This is a genomic window from Amycolatopsis sp. NPDC051102, from assembly GCF_040682815.1.
In the GTDB taxonomy this organism is placed as follows: Bacteria; Actinomycetota; Actinomycetes; order Mycobacteriales; family Pseudonocardiaceae; genus Amycolatopsis.
The window spans coordinates 676,862-691,377 of record NZ_JBFBBT010000001.1 but is presented as its reverse complement, the minus strand read 5'-3'; the positions used below and the strand labels follow the sequence as shown (position 1 = coordinate 691,377).

General features: G+C 73.7%; 12 protein-coding genes. 5 read left to right on the top strand and 7 right to left on the bottom strand.

Annotated elements, in window-relative coordinates; genetic code table 11:
* Positions 1–79 precede the first annotated feature (79 nt).
* On the bottom strand, positions 80–1,279 hold the full coding sequence (locus tag AB0M93_RS02960) for an FAD-dependent monooxygenase (protein WP_364267737.1): 1,200 nt from the start codon (positions 1,277–1,279) through the stop codon (positions 80–82).
* A gap of 191 nt (positions 1,280–1,470) precedes the next feature.
* Here AB0M93_RS02960 and AB0M93_RS02955 point away from each other — a divergent pair, with 191 nt between their 5' ends.
* Positions 1,471–4,017, top strand: coding sequence for a hypothetical protein (locus AB0M93_RS02955; protein WP_364267735.1), 2,547 nt, complete (start codon positions 1,471–1,473; stop codon positions 4,015–4,017).
* Between the two features lie 54 nt (positions 4,018–4,071).
* On the opposite strand, the gene AB0M93_RS02950 is transcribed toward AB0M93_RS02955, so the two are convergent.
* From AB0M93_RS02950 to AB0M93_RS02935, 4 genes are all read right to left on the bottom strand, one after another.
* Positions 4,072–6,789, bottom strand: a complete 2,718-nt coding sequence (locus tag AB0M93_RS02950; protein WP_364267733.1) for an AAA family ATPase — start codon at positions 6,787–6,789, stop codon at positions 4,072–4,074.
* An 86-nt stretch (positions 6,790–6,875) separates the two neighbouring features.
* Positions 6,876–7,337, bottom strand: a complete 462-nt coding sequence (locus tag AB0M93_RS02945; protein WP_364267731.1) for a hypothetical protein — start codon at positions 7,335–7,337, stop codon at positions 6,876–6,878.
* A 30-nt stretch (positions 7,338–7,367) separates the two neighbouring features.
* Positions 7,368–7,940 carry a VOC family protein gene (locus AB0M93_RS02940; RefSeq protein WP_364267729.1) on the bottom strand — a complete coding sequence of 191 codons (573 nt, stop codon included), beginning with the start codon at positions 7,938–7,940 and terminating at the stop codon, positions 7,368–7,370.
* Positions 7,941–8,054: 114 nt separating this feature from the next.
* Positions 8,055–8,723 (bottom strand): TetR family transcriptional regulator, encoded by a 669-nt coding sequence (locus AB0M93_RS02935; protein WP_364267727.1) that lies wholly within the window; start codon positions 8,721–8,723, stop codon positions 8,055–8,057.
* 129 nt (positions 8,724–8,852) lie between these two features.
* On the opposite strand from AB0M93_RS02935, the gene AB0M93_RS02930 reads away from it, so the two are divergent.
* Complete coding sequence (locus AB0M93_RS02930; RefSeq protein ID WP_364267725.1) at positions 8,853–9,761, top strand: SDR family NAD(P)-dependent oxidoreductase; 909 nt, start codon at positions 8,853–8,855, stop codon at positions 9,759–9,761.
* Positions 9,762–9,790: 29 nt separating this feature from the next.
* Here the strand turns inward: AB0M93_RS02930 and AB0M93_RS02925 are convergent, their stop codons facing one another.
* Positions 9,791–10,201 carry a hypothetical protein gene (locus AB0M93_RS02925; RefSeq protein ID WP_364267723.1) on the bottom strand — a complete coding sequence of 137 codons (411 nt, stop codon included), beginning with the start codon at positions 10,199–10,201 and terminating at the stop codon, positions 9,791–9,793.
* Between the two features lie 217 nt (positions 10,202–10,418).
* On the opposite strand from AB0M93_RS02925, the gene AB0M93_RS02920 reads away from it, so the two are divergent.
* A complete protein-coding gene (locus AB0M93_RS02920; protein WP_364267721.1) occupies positions 10,419–10,712 on the top strand; it encodes a hypothetical protein in 294 nt (97 codons plus the stop codon).
* A gap of 266 nt (positions 10,713–10,978) precedes the next feature.
* Positions 10,979–11,191, top strand: a complete 213-nt coding sequence (locus AB0M93_RS02915; protein WP_364267719.1) for a three-helix bundle dimerization domain-containing protein — start codon at positions 10,979–10,981, stop codon at positions 11,189–11,191.
* An 86-nt stretch (positions 11,192–11,277) separates the two neighbouring features.
* Here AB0M93_RS02915 and AB0M93_RS02910 read toward each other — a convergent pair whose 3' ends face one another.
* The gene (locus AB0M93_RS02910) at positions 11,278–11,457 is read right to left on the bottom strand and encodes a hypothetical protein (protein WP_364267717.1); all 180 of its coding nucleotides are present in this window, start codon (positions 11,455–11,457) and stop codon (positions 11,278–11,280) included.
* Between the two features lie 254 nt (positions 11,458–11,711).
* Here AB0M93_RS02910 and AB0M93_RS02905 point away from each other — a divergent pair, with 254 nt between their 5' ends.
* On the top strand, positions 11,712–14,513 hold the full coding sequence (locus AB0M93_RS02905; protein ID WP_364267715.1) for an AAA family ATPase: 2,802 nt from the start codon (positions 11,712–11,714) through the stop codon (positions 14,511–14,513).
* The last annotated feature ends 3 nt before the right edge of the window (positions 14,514–14,516 follow it).

Sequence of the window (14,516 nt, the reverse complement as noted above, 5' to 3'; positions counted from 1 at the left end):
GGCGCAGTCAGGCAGCACGACACCGTTGAGCGCACCCGACCAGCTCGGCTGCGCGCGTGCGCCGCGACCGACCTCCCGGCTATCCCTTGACCGCGGCCCCGGAATCCGGCACCCCGGCGTAGTCAGGCAGCTCGACTCCGTTCAGCGCGCGATCCACCAACTCGTTGAGCCACTCGGTGTCGTGCCCGGCGTCGGCGTCGTGCTCGGCTTCGGCGCCGCTGCGGCTGTGTGCGTGCAGCCGGCCGATCTCCTGGTTCGCCTCGACGAACGGGCGCATCCGCGTCTCGTAGCCCGCGAACCCCGCCGCCGGGTCCCAGCCGGCGGCGGCCAGTTCGCCGGCCAGGAGGTAGGCGCCGACCAGGGCCAGCCCGGTGCCCTGCCCGGACAGCGGCGACGAGCTGAACGCCGCGTCGCCGAGCAGGACCACCCGGCCGCTCGACCAGCGGTCCAGCACGACCTGGGCGACCTGGTCGAGGTAGAAGTCCGGGGTGTCGTCCAGGTGCGCGAGCAGCTGCGGCGTCAACCAGCCCAGGCCGGCCACCTGCTCGCGCAGCAGGCGCTTCTGCCCCTCGATGTCGCGGTGGTCGACGTCGAAACCGGGCGAGACGAAGGAGAACATGGCCATCGCGCGGGTGGCGTCCCGGATGGGCCGCAGCATGGCCGAGCGCCCGGCGTCCTGGTGCTCGAGCAGCCAGCGGTCGAGCCCGAACTCGTTGGGCACGCTGTAGAAGGCCATCACGTGCCCGAGGTGCCGGACGAACCGCTCGTGCGGCCCGAAGACCATCGCCCGCAGCGCCGAGTGCAGCCCATCGGCCCCGACCACCAGGTCGAAACGCCGCCGGTCGCCGCCCGCGAAAGTCACGTCGACGCCGTCCGCGTCCTGGGTGAGCTCGGCGATCCGGTCGCCGAAGACGTACTCGACGCCGTCGCGGGTGTCGTCGTGGAGCACCTGGGACAGGTCGCCGCGCAGGATCTCGATCTCCGAGATGTAGCCGTCGCCGCCGTCGTCCTCCGCGCGGAAGGTCTCCAGCACGGTGCCGTCGGCGTCCACGATGTGCGCGCCGGCGGTCTCGGTGCGCGCCGCGCGAACCGCCGCGTCCAGTCCCATCCGCCGGATGACCTCCCGGGTCACCCCGCGCGCATCCACCGCCTGCCCACCGGGCCGCAGCCCGGGAGCCCGCTCGACGACGGTCACCGCGGCCCCCCGCCGGCGCAGCCAGTGCGCCACGGCGGGCCCCGCGATGCTCGCTCCGGTCACCAGCACCTTGGCACTGCTCATCGTGTCCCCCTCCCGGATCAGTGCCGGGAGAGTACCGCGGGCCGGCCACGCGGCTGTCCGGAAGCAACGCGTGTTCCGGAGCCGGCGGCAATCGGCTCGAATCGCCCTTGTCCCGAACCGATCACTGGCAGTGTGAACACCTCGGCACGCTGGGTTCGGCAGGCACGGGAGGGTGCTGCATGCGGCTACGCATGGACGATCAGGGCGAGGACGACTTCCGCGAGATCGTGGCGCAGGCGATGAAGCTGCCGGAGCCGGCGGACGCGCTGGCCCGGCTCGGCTGGTCGGCCGAGGCGATCCTCGGGATCGAGGCCGACCTGCTGCACGACGAGGCGCTGCGCCGGCGTGTCGAAGCACGCTTCCGGCTGGTCGCGGACCGGGCGGCGGTGCTGGAAACGCACATCCGGCAGCCACCGGACTGGCGCCGCGAGAGCCTCCGGGCTCTGCCGCGCCGAGCGCGGCTCACCTTGATTGCCGCCCTGGCCTGGCCCTTGCTGGTCGCCACGGCCGTCGTGACCGTCGCCGTGCCCGGTCTCGGGCTCCTGCTGCGCGGACTGCTGGTGCTGACGATCGCGGCCACGCTGCCGCGCTTCGAACCGATCACCCGGTTCCTCCTGCGCCGGAGCCTCCCGGCGTCGTGGTGGCAGCGGATGCAATGGGGTCGTGGGCGTCGATCGCTGCGACGCCGCGTGTGGCGCTCGCGGCTCCAGTGGCGACGCGATGTGCGCGACGAGATCGTGCTGCCGCACCTGCGGGAGCGGATCAACCGCGCCGCCGAGCGCCGGTTCGACCACGCTTTGACGTTGCGCGGCCACCGCAGCGTGCTGCTGGGCGGCGCACCTTCGTTCCTGGTCACGACCGAAGCCATGGAAAACCTGGCCGGCGAGATCGCCCGGACCCACCGCGGTGCGATCGGCCTGGCGGGCGCCCGCGGGGTCGGCAAGAGCACCATGCTGTCCGCGTTGCAGAACGGCTTGCTGCCCACGGCTCGGCGGCTGACGGTGCTGGTCTCCGCGCCGACGCGCTACGAACTGCGCGACTTCGTGCTGCACCTGCACACCGTGCTGGGCAAAGCCGTGCTGGCGGAACTTCCGCCGCTGCGCGGCCGCACCCCAGCCGGGCAGGACCGCTGGACCGCGCACTACCGCGCGCTCCGCCGGTCGTCCCTGCGCTCGGCTATGGTCAGGTACTTCCTCCGCGGCACGGCCGTCGCCCTGATCGCGGTCGCGCTGGCGGCCCTGATCCACTACCACGACCTGCGGCAGCTGGTTGCCGACTACCCCGCAGCCATGCGCGAGGTGCTGACCCGGCCCGCCTCCGCCACCCAGCCGGTCAGCAACCGCGCAGCGGCCGCCGCATTCCTCACCGTGGGTCTCGTCGCCGGTGCCTTCCATCTGATAGCCCTCATCCTCGTGCCGTTCGTCGCTTCGGACGGCAACCGGGAAGAGCAGCTGTTCAACGCGATGGAGAAAGCCCGGCGCACCTGGCTGAACTCGCACCTGCGATTCCGCCTCCACCGCCGGCTCAGCACGTGGTGCGATGTCCTCGGCCTGCCGTGGCAACCGCTGCCGTTGCCCGAGCCGCCTGCCCGCCCCTCGTCGGTCGACCGCTACTGGGAAGCACGGCGCCACCGCTTCGCCGATCAGCGCCAGTGGCAGCGGCGCCGCAGCCTCCCGTTGCGTGCCCTGGCTTTGCTGGCCGACGAAAACCTCAAGCGCATCCGGTTCCTCCAAACCCACACCACAGGCTGGTCGGGCAAGGTCGAAGCCCCGCGGGGAATGGGTCTCGCCGTCTCGCGGTCGCTCGCCCGGGCCGAGCAGCCCCTCACCCAGCCCGAAGTCGTCGCCGAACTTCGCGACTTCCTCGAACGGGCGGCCTTCGAGCTGCGCCATGCCGGCATCGCGGACGGGATCACCGTCGCCATCGACGAACTCGACAAGATGCTCGATCCGGCCGATGTCCACGAGTTCGTCAACGACCTCAAGACCGTGTTCACCGTCGACCACACCGTCTTCCTGGTGTCGGTGTCCGAGGACGCCCTCGCCGCCTTCGACCGGCGCGGCGTGCCGATCCGGGACGCCCTCGACAGCGCGTTCACCACGATCATCCCCGTCGAACCGTTCACCTTCACCGAGACCCGGCAGTGGCTCGACCAGCAGCTGATCGGCCTGCCGAGCCCGTTCGACGCCCTCTGCCACGCCCTCTGTGCCGGCATCCCCCGCGAGCTGGCCCGCACCGCGGCCACTTTCCTCGACGTCATCGACGAAGCCGAGGACGAGCCGCCCCGGCTGGCGGCCCTCACGCGCCGGCTCGTCGCCGCCGACATCGCCGGGAAGCTGCGCGCCTACACCCATGCCGCCCACCAGCTCAGCGCCGACGCCGCCACGTTGATCGTCGCCCTCAACACGGTCGCCGGCCTCACGCACCCCCGCGAGGACGACCTCCCGCGGCGGCTGCAGGAACTCGCCTCGTGGCTGGCCGACTACGACGTCCCCGACGACGACCGGACCCTGCGGCAGCTGAGCACGGAGATCCGCGCCTTGTGCCGGCTGGGCATCGCGCTGTGCGAAGCCTTCACGGACGCCACCACTGCTGCGGGCGTGGAAACGTTGCTTACACCGGACCGGAACGCACCCATCGACCTGCTGGCCCGGGCCCGGCGCGCGTTGAACACCGAGCCGCAACTGACCTTGGCGCTGTTGGACCGGTTCCGCGCCGCATACCGTGCCCCGGCGTGACCGGGGACGGATTTCCCCCGCCGACACACTTGCTGACAGCCGTCTCACGGCAGCTCAGGCGTTGGCGAGGGCGGTGTCGCGCAGCTGGCGGCGTGAGCTGATCCCCAGCTTCGGGAAGATCTTGCGCAGGTGCCATTCGACCGTGCGCGGGCTGAGGAACAGGCGGGTGCCGATCTCGGGGTTCGAGTAGCCCTCCGCGGCCAGGCGGGCGATCTGGAACTCCTGGGCGGTCAACTCGCCCGTCGGCTCCGCCGTGCGTTTGCGGGCCGTCTCGCCGGTTGCCTGGAGCTCGCGGTGGGCGCGGTCGGCGAACGCCCGCAAACCCATGGTGGACAACTGTTCGTGGGCCGTGTGCAGCTGCTCGCGGGCGTCCACGCGGCGGCCCTCGCGGCGCAGCCATTCGCCGTACAGCAGGTGGCTGCGGGCCAGGTCCACCCGGAGCGTCGTCCGCTCGAAGCACGCGATCGACTCGCGGTAGCCGTCGTCGGGGTCGGTGCCGCACAACGCGCGCACGCGGGCGTTCAGGCCCTTCGCCTCCGCCGTTCCGGCCGCCTCGGCGCGTTCCGCCGAGCGGGTGGCCGCGGCCTGCAGCAGTGCTTCGTCGCCGGTGCGGGACGCCGCCTCGGCCAGCTCCGCGGTGGCCAGGCCCTGGAAGCCCACCACGTCGTGGTCGAACACGCGGCGGGCCGCCGCCAGCGCGGCGTCGTGGCGGCCGAGGCCGTTGTACAGCACCGCCCGCCCGTAGTCGGCGAAGGTCACCAGACGCAGCTGGCCGCGCGCCGACGCGTCGCGTGCGGTGTCCTCGAAGGCCGCCTGTGGCTCCCGGCCGCGGAACGCCTCCAGCAGCATCGCCGCGTAGCCGACCGGCTCGTTGCCGGTCAGGCCCGCGATCACCCGGTCTTCCTCTGCCGACGCCGCCGCCGCGGTGAGCTCCCCCGCCAGCAGCTCGTTGACGCCGAGGAAGTTGAGCGCGAACTGCAGCTGCACCAACGCACCGGCGTCGCGGGCGAGCTGGACCTGACGCGCGGCGAACGCCCGCGCCGCGGCGAAGTCCGCCGCTTCAGTGGCGATCATGCCGCCGGCCCGGTTGCCCAGCAGCCACAGCAGCCGCCCGCTGTCCCCCGCGTCGACGTCCAGGGCGCGGACCGCCGCCAGCGCCTTGAACAGCAGCGGCGCCGCGGCCCGGTAGCCGTCGGTGAACCGGGTGACCAGGGCGTCCAGGACGAGGTCGACCGCGCGGGGCGGCACGGGCGCCGGGGGCGCGGCGCGGGTGGCCTCCGCCGCCGCGGCGAGACCGCGGGCGTCCGAACCGGCCCACAGCGCCGCCGCCAGCGCTTCCAGGTAGGTCTCCCGCGCCCGGTTCGCGTCCAGCGGGGTGAGCCGCTCGGCCGCGCGCCGCAGGAGCCGGGCCGCGTCGCCGCCCCGCCGCTGGTCGAACGCGATCTGGCCCCGCAGGCGCTCGATCTCGGCGGCGCGCCCGGCGTCCGGCGGTCCGGCCTCCGCCGCGTCGAGGAGGCCGGCTGCCTCGTCGAGCGCACCGGCGTCGCGCTTGACGACGGCCGCCGCGAGTTCGCGGTCCGCGCGCCGGGCGGGTTCGGGTGTCAGGAGCGCCGCCTGCTCGAAGAACGCGGCCGCGGCGACCAGGCCGCCGCGGGCCCGGGCCCGGCCCGCCGAGCGTTCGAGGTCGGCAGCGACGTCCTCGTCCGGGGTGACGGTCGCCTGCGCGCGGTGCCAGGCCCGGCGGTCGGGGTCCCGGTCCGGGTCGGTCACCTCGGCCAGGGCCCGGTGCACGTCGTGGCGGTCCCGGGCCGGCGCCGACCGGTAGACCGCCGACCGCACCAGCGGGTGGCGGAACCGGATCCGGCGGCCGAACTCGATCAGCCCGGTCGCCTCGGCCGCGGTGGCGGGGTCGGCGCCGAGGCCCAGCCGGCCGGCCGCGCCCCACAGCAGCGTGGCGTCGCCGAGGGGCTCGGCGGCGGCGATGAGCAGCAGCCGCCGGGTGTCGGCGGGCAGCGGCTCCAGCTGCTTGACGAAGCACTGTTCGATGCGCCCGGCGAGCGGCACGGGCTGCCCGACGCCGTCGGCCGCTGTCCACGCGCGCGGCAGTTCCAGCAGCGCCAGCGGGTTGCCGTGGGTTTCGGCGATGATCCGGTCGCGGACGCGGCTGTCCATCGGGCCCTTGAGCACCGAGGCCAGCAGCGCGTCCGACTCGGCCTCCCCCAGCCCGCCGACCGCGAGTTCCGGCAACCCGGCCAGATCGGGCTCGGGGCCGCCGTCGCGCACCGCGAACACCACCGCGATCCGCTCGGCGAGCAGGCGGCGGGCGACGAAGGTCAGCACCAGCGCGGACATCCGGTCGAGCCACTGCACGTCGTCGACCAGGCAGAGCAGCGGCTGGTCCTCGGCCACGTCGGCGAGCAGGGTCAGCACCGCCAGCCCGACCAGGAACCGGGTCGGCCGGGCCCCGGAACTGAGCCCGAACGCCGTGCCGAGCGCGTCGCGCTGGGGCTCGGGCAGGCGGTCGAGCCGGTCGAGGAACGGCGCGCACAGCTGGTGCAGCCCCGCGTAGGCCATCACCTGCTCGGCTTCGACACCGGCGGCGCGCGCGACGCGGAATTCCCGCGCCTGCGCGTCCGCGTACTCCAGCAGCGCGGTCTTACCGATGCCGGCTTCGCCGCGCAGGACGAGCACCTGGCCCCGCTCCGACCGGGCGGCGGCCAGGAGGCGATCGAGGGTGGCGCACTCGCTGTGCCGGCCGATCAGCCCCGGCATGCGAACCTCCCACGGCCGGCCGGCCGGCGACGGCGGGACGACCGTGCCGGGCGAGCCGACCCTAGCGCAGCGCGGGGCGCCGGCGATCACGCGTCGTCGCGGGCACCCGCGTTCCGCGCCTCGATGGCCCGGGCGGTCTTCGCCAGTTCACCGCCGAGGACGCGCTTGCCCAGGAGCCCGAGCAGGCCGCCGAGCAGCCGGCCCTTGAGGTTCTTGCCCTCCCGGACCACCACGGCGTCGACCTGGGTCGACCCGTCCGCCAGCCGGGTGAAGGTGTAGGTGTGCCCCGAGGCGCCGCCCCACGTGTTGGAGTCGGTGGTCTTCATGACGACCCGGGCCGGGTCGGACCAGTCGTAGCGCAGGCGTTCCCAGATCCCGCCGGACCCTTCGGTGACGTCGGCGTGACCGGGCCCCTGCTCGTGCACGCGCAGGTATTCGGTCGCGCTGCGGCCGAAGAGCTTCGCGCGCTCCGGGCCGAAGTCGGTCAGCCCGGCGAGGAACTGCTCGGGCGTGGCGGTGGTCTGCTGGCGCAGGTGGATCGTGGACATCTCGTCTCCTGGGTGGTGCGAAAGGGGATTTCAGGCGGACTGGTGCTCGACCAGGTGGCGGGCGTACCAGGCCGGCCAGTCCTCGTCGTACTGCCCGGTTTCCTTCTCGTGCTCGCCGTGCGCGGCCGCGGTCCGCTTCAGCGCCTGCTCCAGCTCTCCGGCGGAGGCGTAGGTCACGCCGGTGACGCGGCCGGGGAACCGGGTGGTGATCTCCTGCAGCAGCCAGGTGTTCCCGTCCGGGTCGCCGAAGGACGCGAACGAGGCGTAGGTGCCGCGGTCGGGGTGCGGGCCGGGGGCGAACGCGCCGGTGCCGTCGCGGTGGAAGACCTCGCTGACGGCGACGCCGTGGCCGGCGAGCTCGGCGCGGGCGGCTTCGATGTCGTCGACGACGAGGTAGGTGTTGCGGACCGCGCCGGGCGTGGCGTCGGTGATGCCGGTTCCGAAGTGGACCGACGTCGCCGACCCCGGCGGGGTCAGCTGGACGACGCGCGAGGTGCCGAACTCGATGTCGGCGTCTTCGCGCCAGCCGAGTGCCTTGTAGAAGTGCTTGGTCCGGTCGACGTCGGTGACGGGCAGGACCACGACTTCGAGCTTCATGTCCATGGTCGGACTCCTTCTCGGTGTCTGGCGGCGGGGTTCGCCGCTCGACACCCAGACTGGTCCCCGGCGGGTCCCGTTCGCCCCAGGGAGACACCCTGGTCCGGCACGGGCCCGTGCTCAGCCGTTCCTGGCCATCGCCCCCGTGATCAGCAGAACCAGCCCGTGTTCCAGGGCCGGCGCCAGGTCCAGGTGCAGCGCGGCCAGTGCCGGGTCCGCCTCGTACGCCGCGCGGGCGCTGGGGGACGGGCGGCAGTGCGTCCACAGCCCGCCGGTCAGGATCATGGCCAGCAGGCACACCGGGCCCGCTTCGCCGCCGACTTCGGGGACGGACCGGTGGAGGAGCGCGGCCATCGTGTCCAGCCCGCCGAGCGCGGACCGCTTGAACCGCACCACGACGTCGGTGGACACGTTGTGCTCCAGCACGGCCGCCTGCGCGCCGATCAGGTCGCACAGCACCGTCCGGCGGGCCAGCGAGCGGGCGACCACCGCCGCGAACGCCTCGGCGCGCCCGGGCGCCGTGCGGCCCGGGTCGACGCCCGCGGCCAGTTCCCCGTCGACCTCGGCCAGCCAGTCCCGCAGCGCGCGGTGCAGCAGTTCGAGCAGCACGGCCTCGCGGGATTCGAAGTAGCGCAGGACGTTCGACTTGGCCAGGCCGACCCGCCGGCTGAGTTCGTTGAGGCTGACCTCGGCCACCGGCATCTCGTCGAGCATCTTCAGCGCCGTGTCGAGGATGGTGCGGCGCCGCTCCTCCCGCTGCTCCGCGCTGCGCGCCCGCTGGAACGTCATGAGACCAGCGTAACGCCAGGGCGGCGGAATTGAAGACCGGCAGTCTCTTGACAACAGACCGACGGTTCCTTAGCGTCGGACACGTAACAGACCGGCGGTCCGAACGGGCCGTGACCCAGGAGGACTGCCATGAGCGAGAACTGGACCGAGCGCGACGTCCCGAGCCAGCGCGGCCGGGTGGCCGTGATCACCGGCGCCAACACCGGCCTCGGCTTCGACACGGCGAAGGTGCTGGCCGAGCGCGGCGCGACGGTGGTGCTCGCCGTCCGCGACGTCGAGAAGGGCAAGCAGGCGGCCGCGCGGCTGGGCACGAACGCCGACGTCACCGTGCAGGAGCTGGACCTGTCGTCACTGGAGTCCGTCCGGGCCGCGGCGGCCGACCTGCACACCACGCTGCCGAAGATCGACCTGCTGATCAACAACGCCGGCGTGATGTACCCGCCGCGCCAGAGCACCCGCGACGGCTTCGAGCTGCAGTTCGGCACGAACCACCTCGGCCACTTCGCGTTCACCGGCCTGCTGCTGGACCTGCTGCTGCCGGTCGCGGATTCGCGGGTGGTGACGGTCGCCAGCATCGCCCACCGCATCCGCGCGGCGATCCACTTCGACGACCTGCAATGGGAGAACTCCTACGACCGCGTCGCGGCGTACGGGCAGGCCAAGCTGGCCAACCTGATGTTCGCCTACGAACTGCAGCGCCGCCTCGCCGCGCACGGCACGACCGCGTCGCTCGCCGCGCACCCCGGCGTCGCCCGCACGGAACTGATGCGCAACTCCCCGGCGGTGGCCCGCGCGCTCTTCCCCGTGGTGGCCCCGCTGTTCACCCAGAGCTCGGAGCGCGGCGCCCTGCCGATCCTGCGCGCCGCCACCGACCCCGCGGCCCTCGGCGGCCAGTACTACGGCCCCGCCGGCCCGGGTGGCTACCGCGGGCGCCCGCGGGTGGTCGCGTCCAGCCCGCAGTCCTACGACGTCGCCGTCCAGCGGCGGCTCTGGGCGGTTTCGGAGGAGCTCACCGCCGTGAAGTTCCCGGTCGGCTGAAGGGGCTGCCACCGAGCAGGGCCTGGCTCTCAGCCGGGGGCGGCGCGGTAGGCAGCGATCCTGATCCGCAGGCCACGCAGGTGGACCAGGTCGACGGCGAACGTCGAAACCGGCCGGTACCCCGTGGCCGGGTCGTCGGCTCGGCAGGGGCCGGTGAGGTAGACGAACTCGTCCGCCGGGTCGTAGCGCGGGGGCGACCAGACCGCCGCCTCCCCCGCCGCGCTGTCCCCGCGCCGGGCGCGGGCCAACCAGTAGACGGGCAGCTTCAGCACCTCGCCCAGCACCTTGTCCAGGGCGGCGAGGTCGGCTTCGGCGATCGCGAGCCCGCGTCCGCTCCACACCCTCGGCGCCCAGTAGCCGCCGGCGGCGGCGTGGGTGAAAGTCGCGGTGTCGCCGGAGGCGGTGACCGTCCAGCCGGCCACGGTGGTGAGGGTCGGCATGGCGGCTCCCTGTGGTCGCGGCCCCAGGTCCGGGACACCGTAGTCGATCATGCCCGGCCGGTGGTACCACCGGCGGCACGCGGGTGTCGGACCTGCCGGCCGAGGCACGCCGAAGGGCCAGGTCAGCGCCACGGCGGCGACCCCGAGAGCGGCTGTTGTTCATCCGATATTCACCGGTGGATCACCGGATACGGGTGGCCGTGCGAAGGTGGGCAGCGTGGAGCACGAACAGCCTGCAAGTCCCGCGCCCCGGTCGGTCGCCGAGCTCACCGCGGATCCCGCGTGGACGGTCACCCGCACCGGCACCACCGGCCAGTGGCTCACCGCCGAACGGGTCGTCGAGCGCAACGGGCACCACCGGCTCATCGGGCTGACCCCGATCCGGCCGGGCACGGTCGCCCTCATGCTGTGGTCCGGCGGTGAGGTCGTCGAGCACGTCCGCGGCACCGAAGCCGAGGTCTGCGCGACCGCGCACCACTGGGCCACCGGACTCCTCGGCGAACAGCCGTAGCCCGCGGCCGCGACGCCGATGACCCGGCGGCAGGCGAACCGGACGAAGGCGCGGGGACTCATCAACGTCACGGGCGACCAGCCGGCGGAAGCGACCGAAAGGCTCCGCGACCTGGCGCGGAGGTTCTCCGGCTGACACCTGAGCCGACGGCGGTGGGCACCCTCAGGGCCGGAGAGTCGGTGAATTCTTCTTGTTCATCTCCAGTTCATCTCCCGGACGTCTCATGGGGCATGTTCTCCGTATCACGGACGACCGGAAGGTGAGCGATGAGCACGTTGGACACCATGGCCTCCGAGCAGCTCGACACGCACCTCGCCCAGCTCGAGGACCGCTTGGGCAACGACTACGCGAACGTCGCCCGCACCCGGCTGCACGCGATGGTGGACCGGGAACGCGCGCGGTTCGCCGGCGCCCGCATCCACGCCTTCGTGCCGATCCTGGTCGAACGGGCCGTGCGGGCGGCGCTGGCCACTCCCTGAAAGCGATCCGCACCAATTTGCCCTGACCGAAAACGGCCGCGACCGGAAATTGTTTCCGGTCGCGGCCGCAGGGGCTCGGAAATCCCTTAGTTGTAGCCCATTTCGTCGGGCGACACGCCGTTGTACCCCATTTCGTCGGGGTTGTCGGCGAGCACCGCCGTCGATGCCGCGTGCTCCGCGGTGACGGCGAAAGCAGGGGGAACACTCAGAACACCAGCCGCGAAGAGGGTCAACGCGACCGTCGTGACCGCTCGGCGAACCCGCATCATTCCTCCGGTGGTCAATCGGGGCGAAACTGGCTTTCGGGCCCTGCGGACGCTCCCAGATCCGGCGCAACCGGCGGACAACGGATGGTTAAGAACCCGCCAACGCCAGGCGGCCAGATCGCGCGGAACTCACTTTCCGAACAATGACCGAACCGGATGTTTCCGGAATCGGAAGAACGGGTGGCCGGACGACAGTGCCGTCACGGCGAGTACACCTCTTGTTCAACAATCGTTCGTCTTCTATTATCGTGAGTGTGCAACCGCTCACGGACGGTGCTGACCGCCTGATCGGCCGGGACGGTGAGCTGTCCCGGCTGGCCGCTTGGGTGCACGAAGTCGCCGCCGGGCGCGGGCGGGCCGTCCTGGTGGACGGGGAACCGGGCATCGGCAAGTCCACCCTCGTGCAGGCCGCGTGCGCGGTCGCCGCCCGGTCCGGCTGTCAGGTTTTCCGCGGCGCCGGCGACGAACTGGGCCAGGCGCTGCCTCTGCTCCCCCTGCTCGATGCCCTGCGGATCACCGGTTCCGCGCCGGATCCCCGCCGGGGCGCGATCGCCGGGCTCCTGAGCGGCGACACCGCGCGCGGCAAGGGCGCGGACCTCGCCGCGGTGGCCGCCGAGCAGCTGCTGACCCTGGTCGACGAGCTCTGCCAGACCGGCCCGGTGGTGCTCGTGGTCGACGAACTGCAGTGGGCCGACCGCGCGACGGTGGCGGTGTGGGGCCGGCTCGCCCGCTCGGTCCGGCAGCTGCCCCTGCTCCTGATCGGCGTGCTGCGCCCGGTGCCGCGCCGCGACGACCTGCGCGCGCTGCGGCGGATCGTCGGGCCCGCCGAACGGCTGCGGGTCGGCAGGCTCACCGGGCCGGCGGTGCTCGAACTGGTGGCGGAGCTGGCCGGCGGCAAGCCGGGGAACCGGCTGGAGCAGCTGGCTGACGGCGCCGCGGGCAACCCCCTCTACCTCACCGAACTGCTCGACGCCCTGACCCGCGGCGCCTGCCTGGCCGTCGACGACGCGGGGATCGCGGAGCTGACCGGCGGCCCGGCCCCCGACTCCCTGCCGGAAGCGATCGCCGATCGGCTCGGCTTCCTCTCGGAGCGGACCCGGACCGTGCTGCGGGCGGCCGCGCTGCTGGGCGTCGGCTTCTCGGTCGCCGACCTGACGGTCGTGGCCGAGGCCGAGCTGGCGGTGCTCCTGGCCGCGCTCGACGAAGCACGGGCGGCCGGGGTGCTGGTGGCGGCCGGCGCCGACCTCGCCTTCCGGCACCCGCTGATCCGCCAAGCCCTGTACGACGAACTGCCCGCGGGGGTCCGGGTCGTCTGGCACCGGGCCGCCGCGCGGGCGCTGGCCGACGCCGGCGCCCCGGTCGAGCGGGTCGCCCGGCAGCTGCTGCCCACGGTGTCCGACGACGACGCCGGCGAACCGGTGCCCGGCTGGGTCGTCGGCTGGCTGCTCGGCGCGGCCACCCCGCTGATCGGCCAGGCCCCCGAGGTCGCGGTCAAGCTCCTTCGCCGCGCGGTGCGGGACAGCACGGCGAACGCGCTGAGCTGCCGCCTGGCCGAAGCGCTCTACCGGGTGGGCGACTTCGCCGAAGCCGAGCGGGTGGCCGACCGCGCCCTGCAGCGGGCCGACGACCCGGATCTGCGCGTCGACCTGCACACGACCGTGACGCAGTGCCGGGCGATGACCGGCCGTTCCGCCGAGTCCCTCGCCGCGCTGAACCGGGCCGTCGCCACGCCCGGCCTGCCCGCGCGGCACCGGGCCCGGCTGCTGGTGCTCACCGCGCGGACGCACCGCGATCTCGGCGAGGTCGACACCGCCGCCCGGGTCGCCGCCGACGCGCTGGCCGGCGCGGGCGACGACCACTGGGCGACCGGGTGGGCCCTGCACGTGCTGAGCCTGGCGGCGATGATGCGCGGCGAGTGGACCGAGGCGCTGCCGCTGTTCGAACGCGCGATGGCCACCGCTTCGGACGACCCCGCGCTCACCGATCTCGGCCTGCTGCTGCGGATCAACCAGGCGGTCACCTTCGGCGCGCTCGACCGCTACCCCGACGCGCTCGCCGCCGCCGGCCGGGCCCGCGAACTGGCCGACCGCGCCGGCAGCGTGGTGCGGCTGACCCAGGCCCAGAGCGCGCTCGGCCAGCTGCTGCTGGGCAGCGGCCGGTGGGACGACGCCGTGGCGGAGGTGGACGTCGTCCCGGACGACCTCAAGGACCCGAGCGTGGCGTGCTGCGACCACGGCGTCGCCGCGATCATCCACTTCCACCGCGGCGAACCGGCGGCAGCGCAGCGGCACCTGGCCGCGGCGGCCCCGTTCGCGGACCGGATCGGCGGCCGGGTGGTCGAATCATTGGCTTTGGCGCGCAGCCTCGCGGCCGAGCAGGCCGGCGAGCCGGAGCAGGCGCTCGCCATTTTGACCGCCGCGCTGACCGGCGAGGACGAAGGCGAAGGCTTGCTCGGCGACGCCCTGCGGCTGGCCGTGGAAACCGGTGACGCGGCCACCGCGGCCGAGGTCGGGGCCCGGGTCGGCGCGATCACGGCCGGGGCGGGCGTCCCGCACCGCCGGGCCCTGGGCCTGTACTGCCGGGGACTGGCCGAGCGGGACGCGGCGACCTTGCTGCGCGCCGCCGACGGCTACCGCGACGCCGGGCGCCCCCTCCCCCAGGCGAAGGCGCTGGAAGCCGCCGCGATCGCGTTCGCCGGAGCCGGCGACCGCGGCTCGGCGCGCGCGGCGTTCACCCGCACGCTGGACCTGTGCGCCGGCCTGGGCGCGCACTGGGACGTGGCCCGGCTGCGCGCCCGCTTCCGCGGGTTCGGCATCCGGCGTGGCCCGACGGTGAAGCACCGCCAGGCCACGCACGGCTGGGACAGCCTCACGCCGACGGAGACCAAGATCGCCGGCCTGGTGGTGGCGGGGCTGTCGAACCCGCAGATCGCGGCGCGGCTGTTCCTCTCGCCGCGCACGGTCGCCACCCACGTCTCGCACATCCTGGCCAAGCTCGGGGTGCACTCGCGCATCGACATCGCCCGCGAAGCGACCCGGAACTCGGCGTCGGGCTGACCG

What these genes read in the sequence shown, in the direction of transcription:
- AB0M93_RS02960 (WP_364267737.1), bottom strand. Translation starts at nt 1,279, where the DNA reads ATGAGCAGTGCCAAGGTGCTGGTGACCGGAGCGAGCATCGCGGGGCCC.
- AB0M93_RS02955 (WP_364267735.1), top strand. Translation starts at nt 1,471, where the DNA reads ATGGACGATCAGGGCGAGGACGACTTCCGCGAGATCGTGGCGCAGGCG.
- AB0M93_RS02950 (WP_364267733.1), bottom strand. Translation starts at nt 6,789, where the DNA reads ATGCCGGGGCTGATCGGCCGGCACAGCGAGTGCGCCACCCTCGATCGC.
- AB0M93_RS02945 (WP_364267731.1), bottom strand. Translation starts at nt 7,337, where the DNA reads ATGTCCACGATCCACCTGCGCCAGCAGACCACCGCCACGCCCGAGCAG.
- AB0M93_RS02940 (WP_364267729.1), bottom strand. Translation starts at nt 7,940, where the DNA reads ATGGACATGAAGCTCGAAGTCGTGGTCCTGCCCGTCACCGACGTCGAC.
- AB0M93_RS02935 (WP_364267727.1), bottom strand. Translation starts at nt 8,723, where the DNA reads ATGACGTTCCAGCGGGCGCGCAGCGCGGAGCAGCGGGAGGAGCGGCGC.
- AB0M93_RS02930 (WP_364267725.1), top strand. Translation starts at nt 8,853, where the DNA reads ATGAGCGAGAACTGGACCGAGCGCGACGTCCCGAGCCAGCGCGGCCGG.
- AB0M93_RS02925 (WP_364267723.1), bottom strand. Translation starts at nt 10,201, where the DNA reads ATGCCGACCCTCACCACCGTGGCCGGCTGGACGGTCACCGCCTCCGGC.
- AB0M93_RS02915 (WP_364267719.1), top strand. Translation starts at nt 10,979, where the DNA reads ATGAGCACGTTGGACACCATGGCCTCCGAGCAGCTCGACACGCACCTC.
- AB0M93_RS02910 (WP_364267717.1), bottom strand. Translation starts at nt 11,457, where the DNA reads ATGCGGGTTCGCCGAGCGGTCACGACGGTCGCGTTGACCCTCTTCGCG.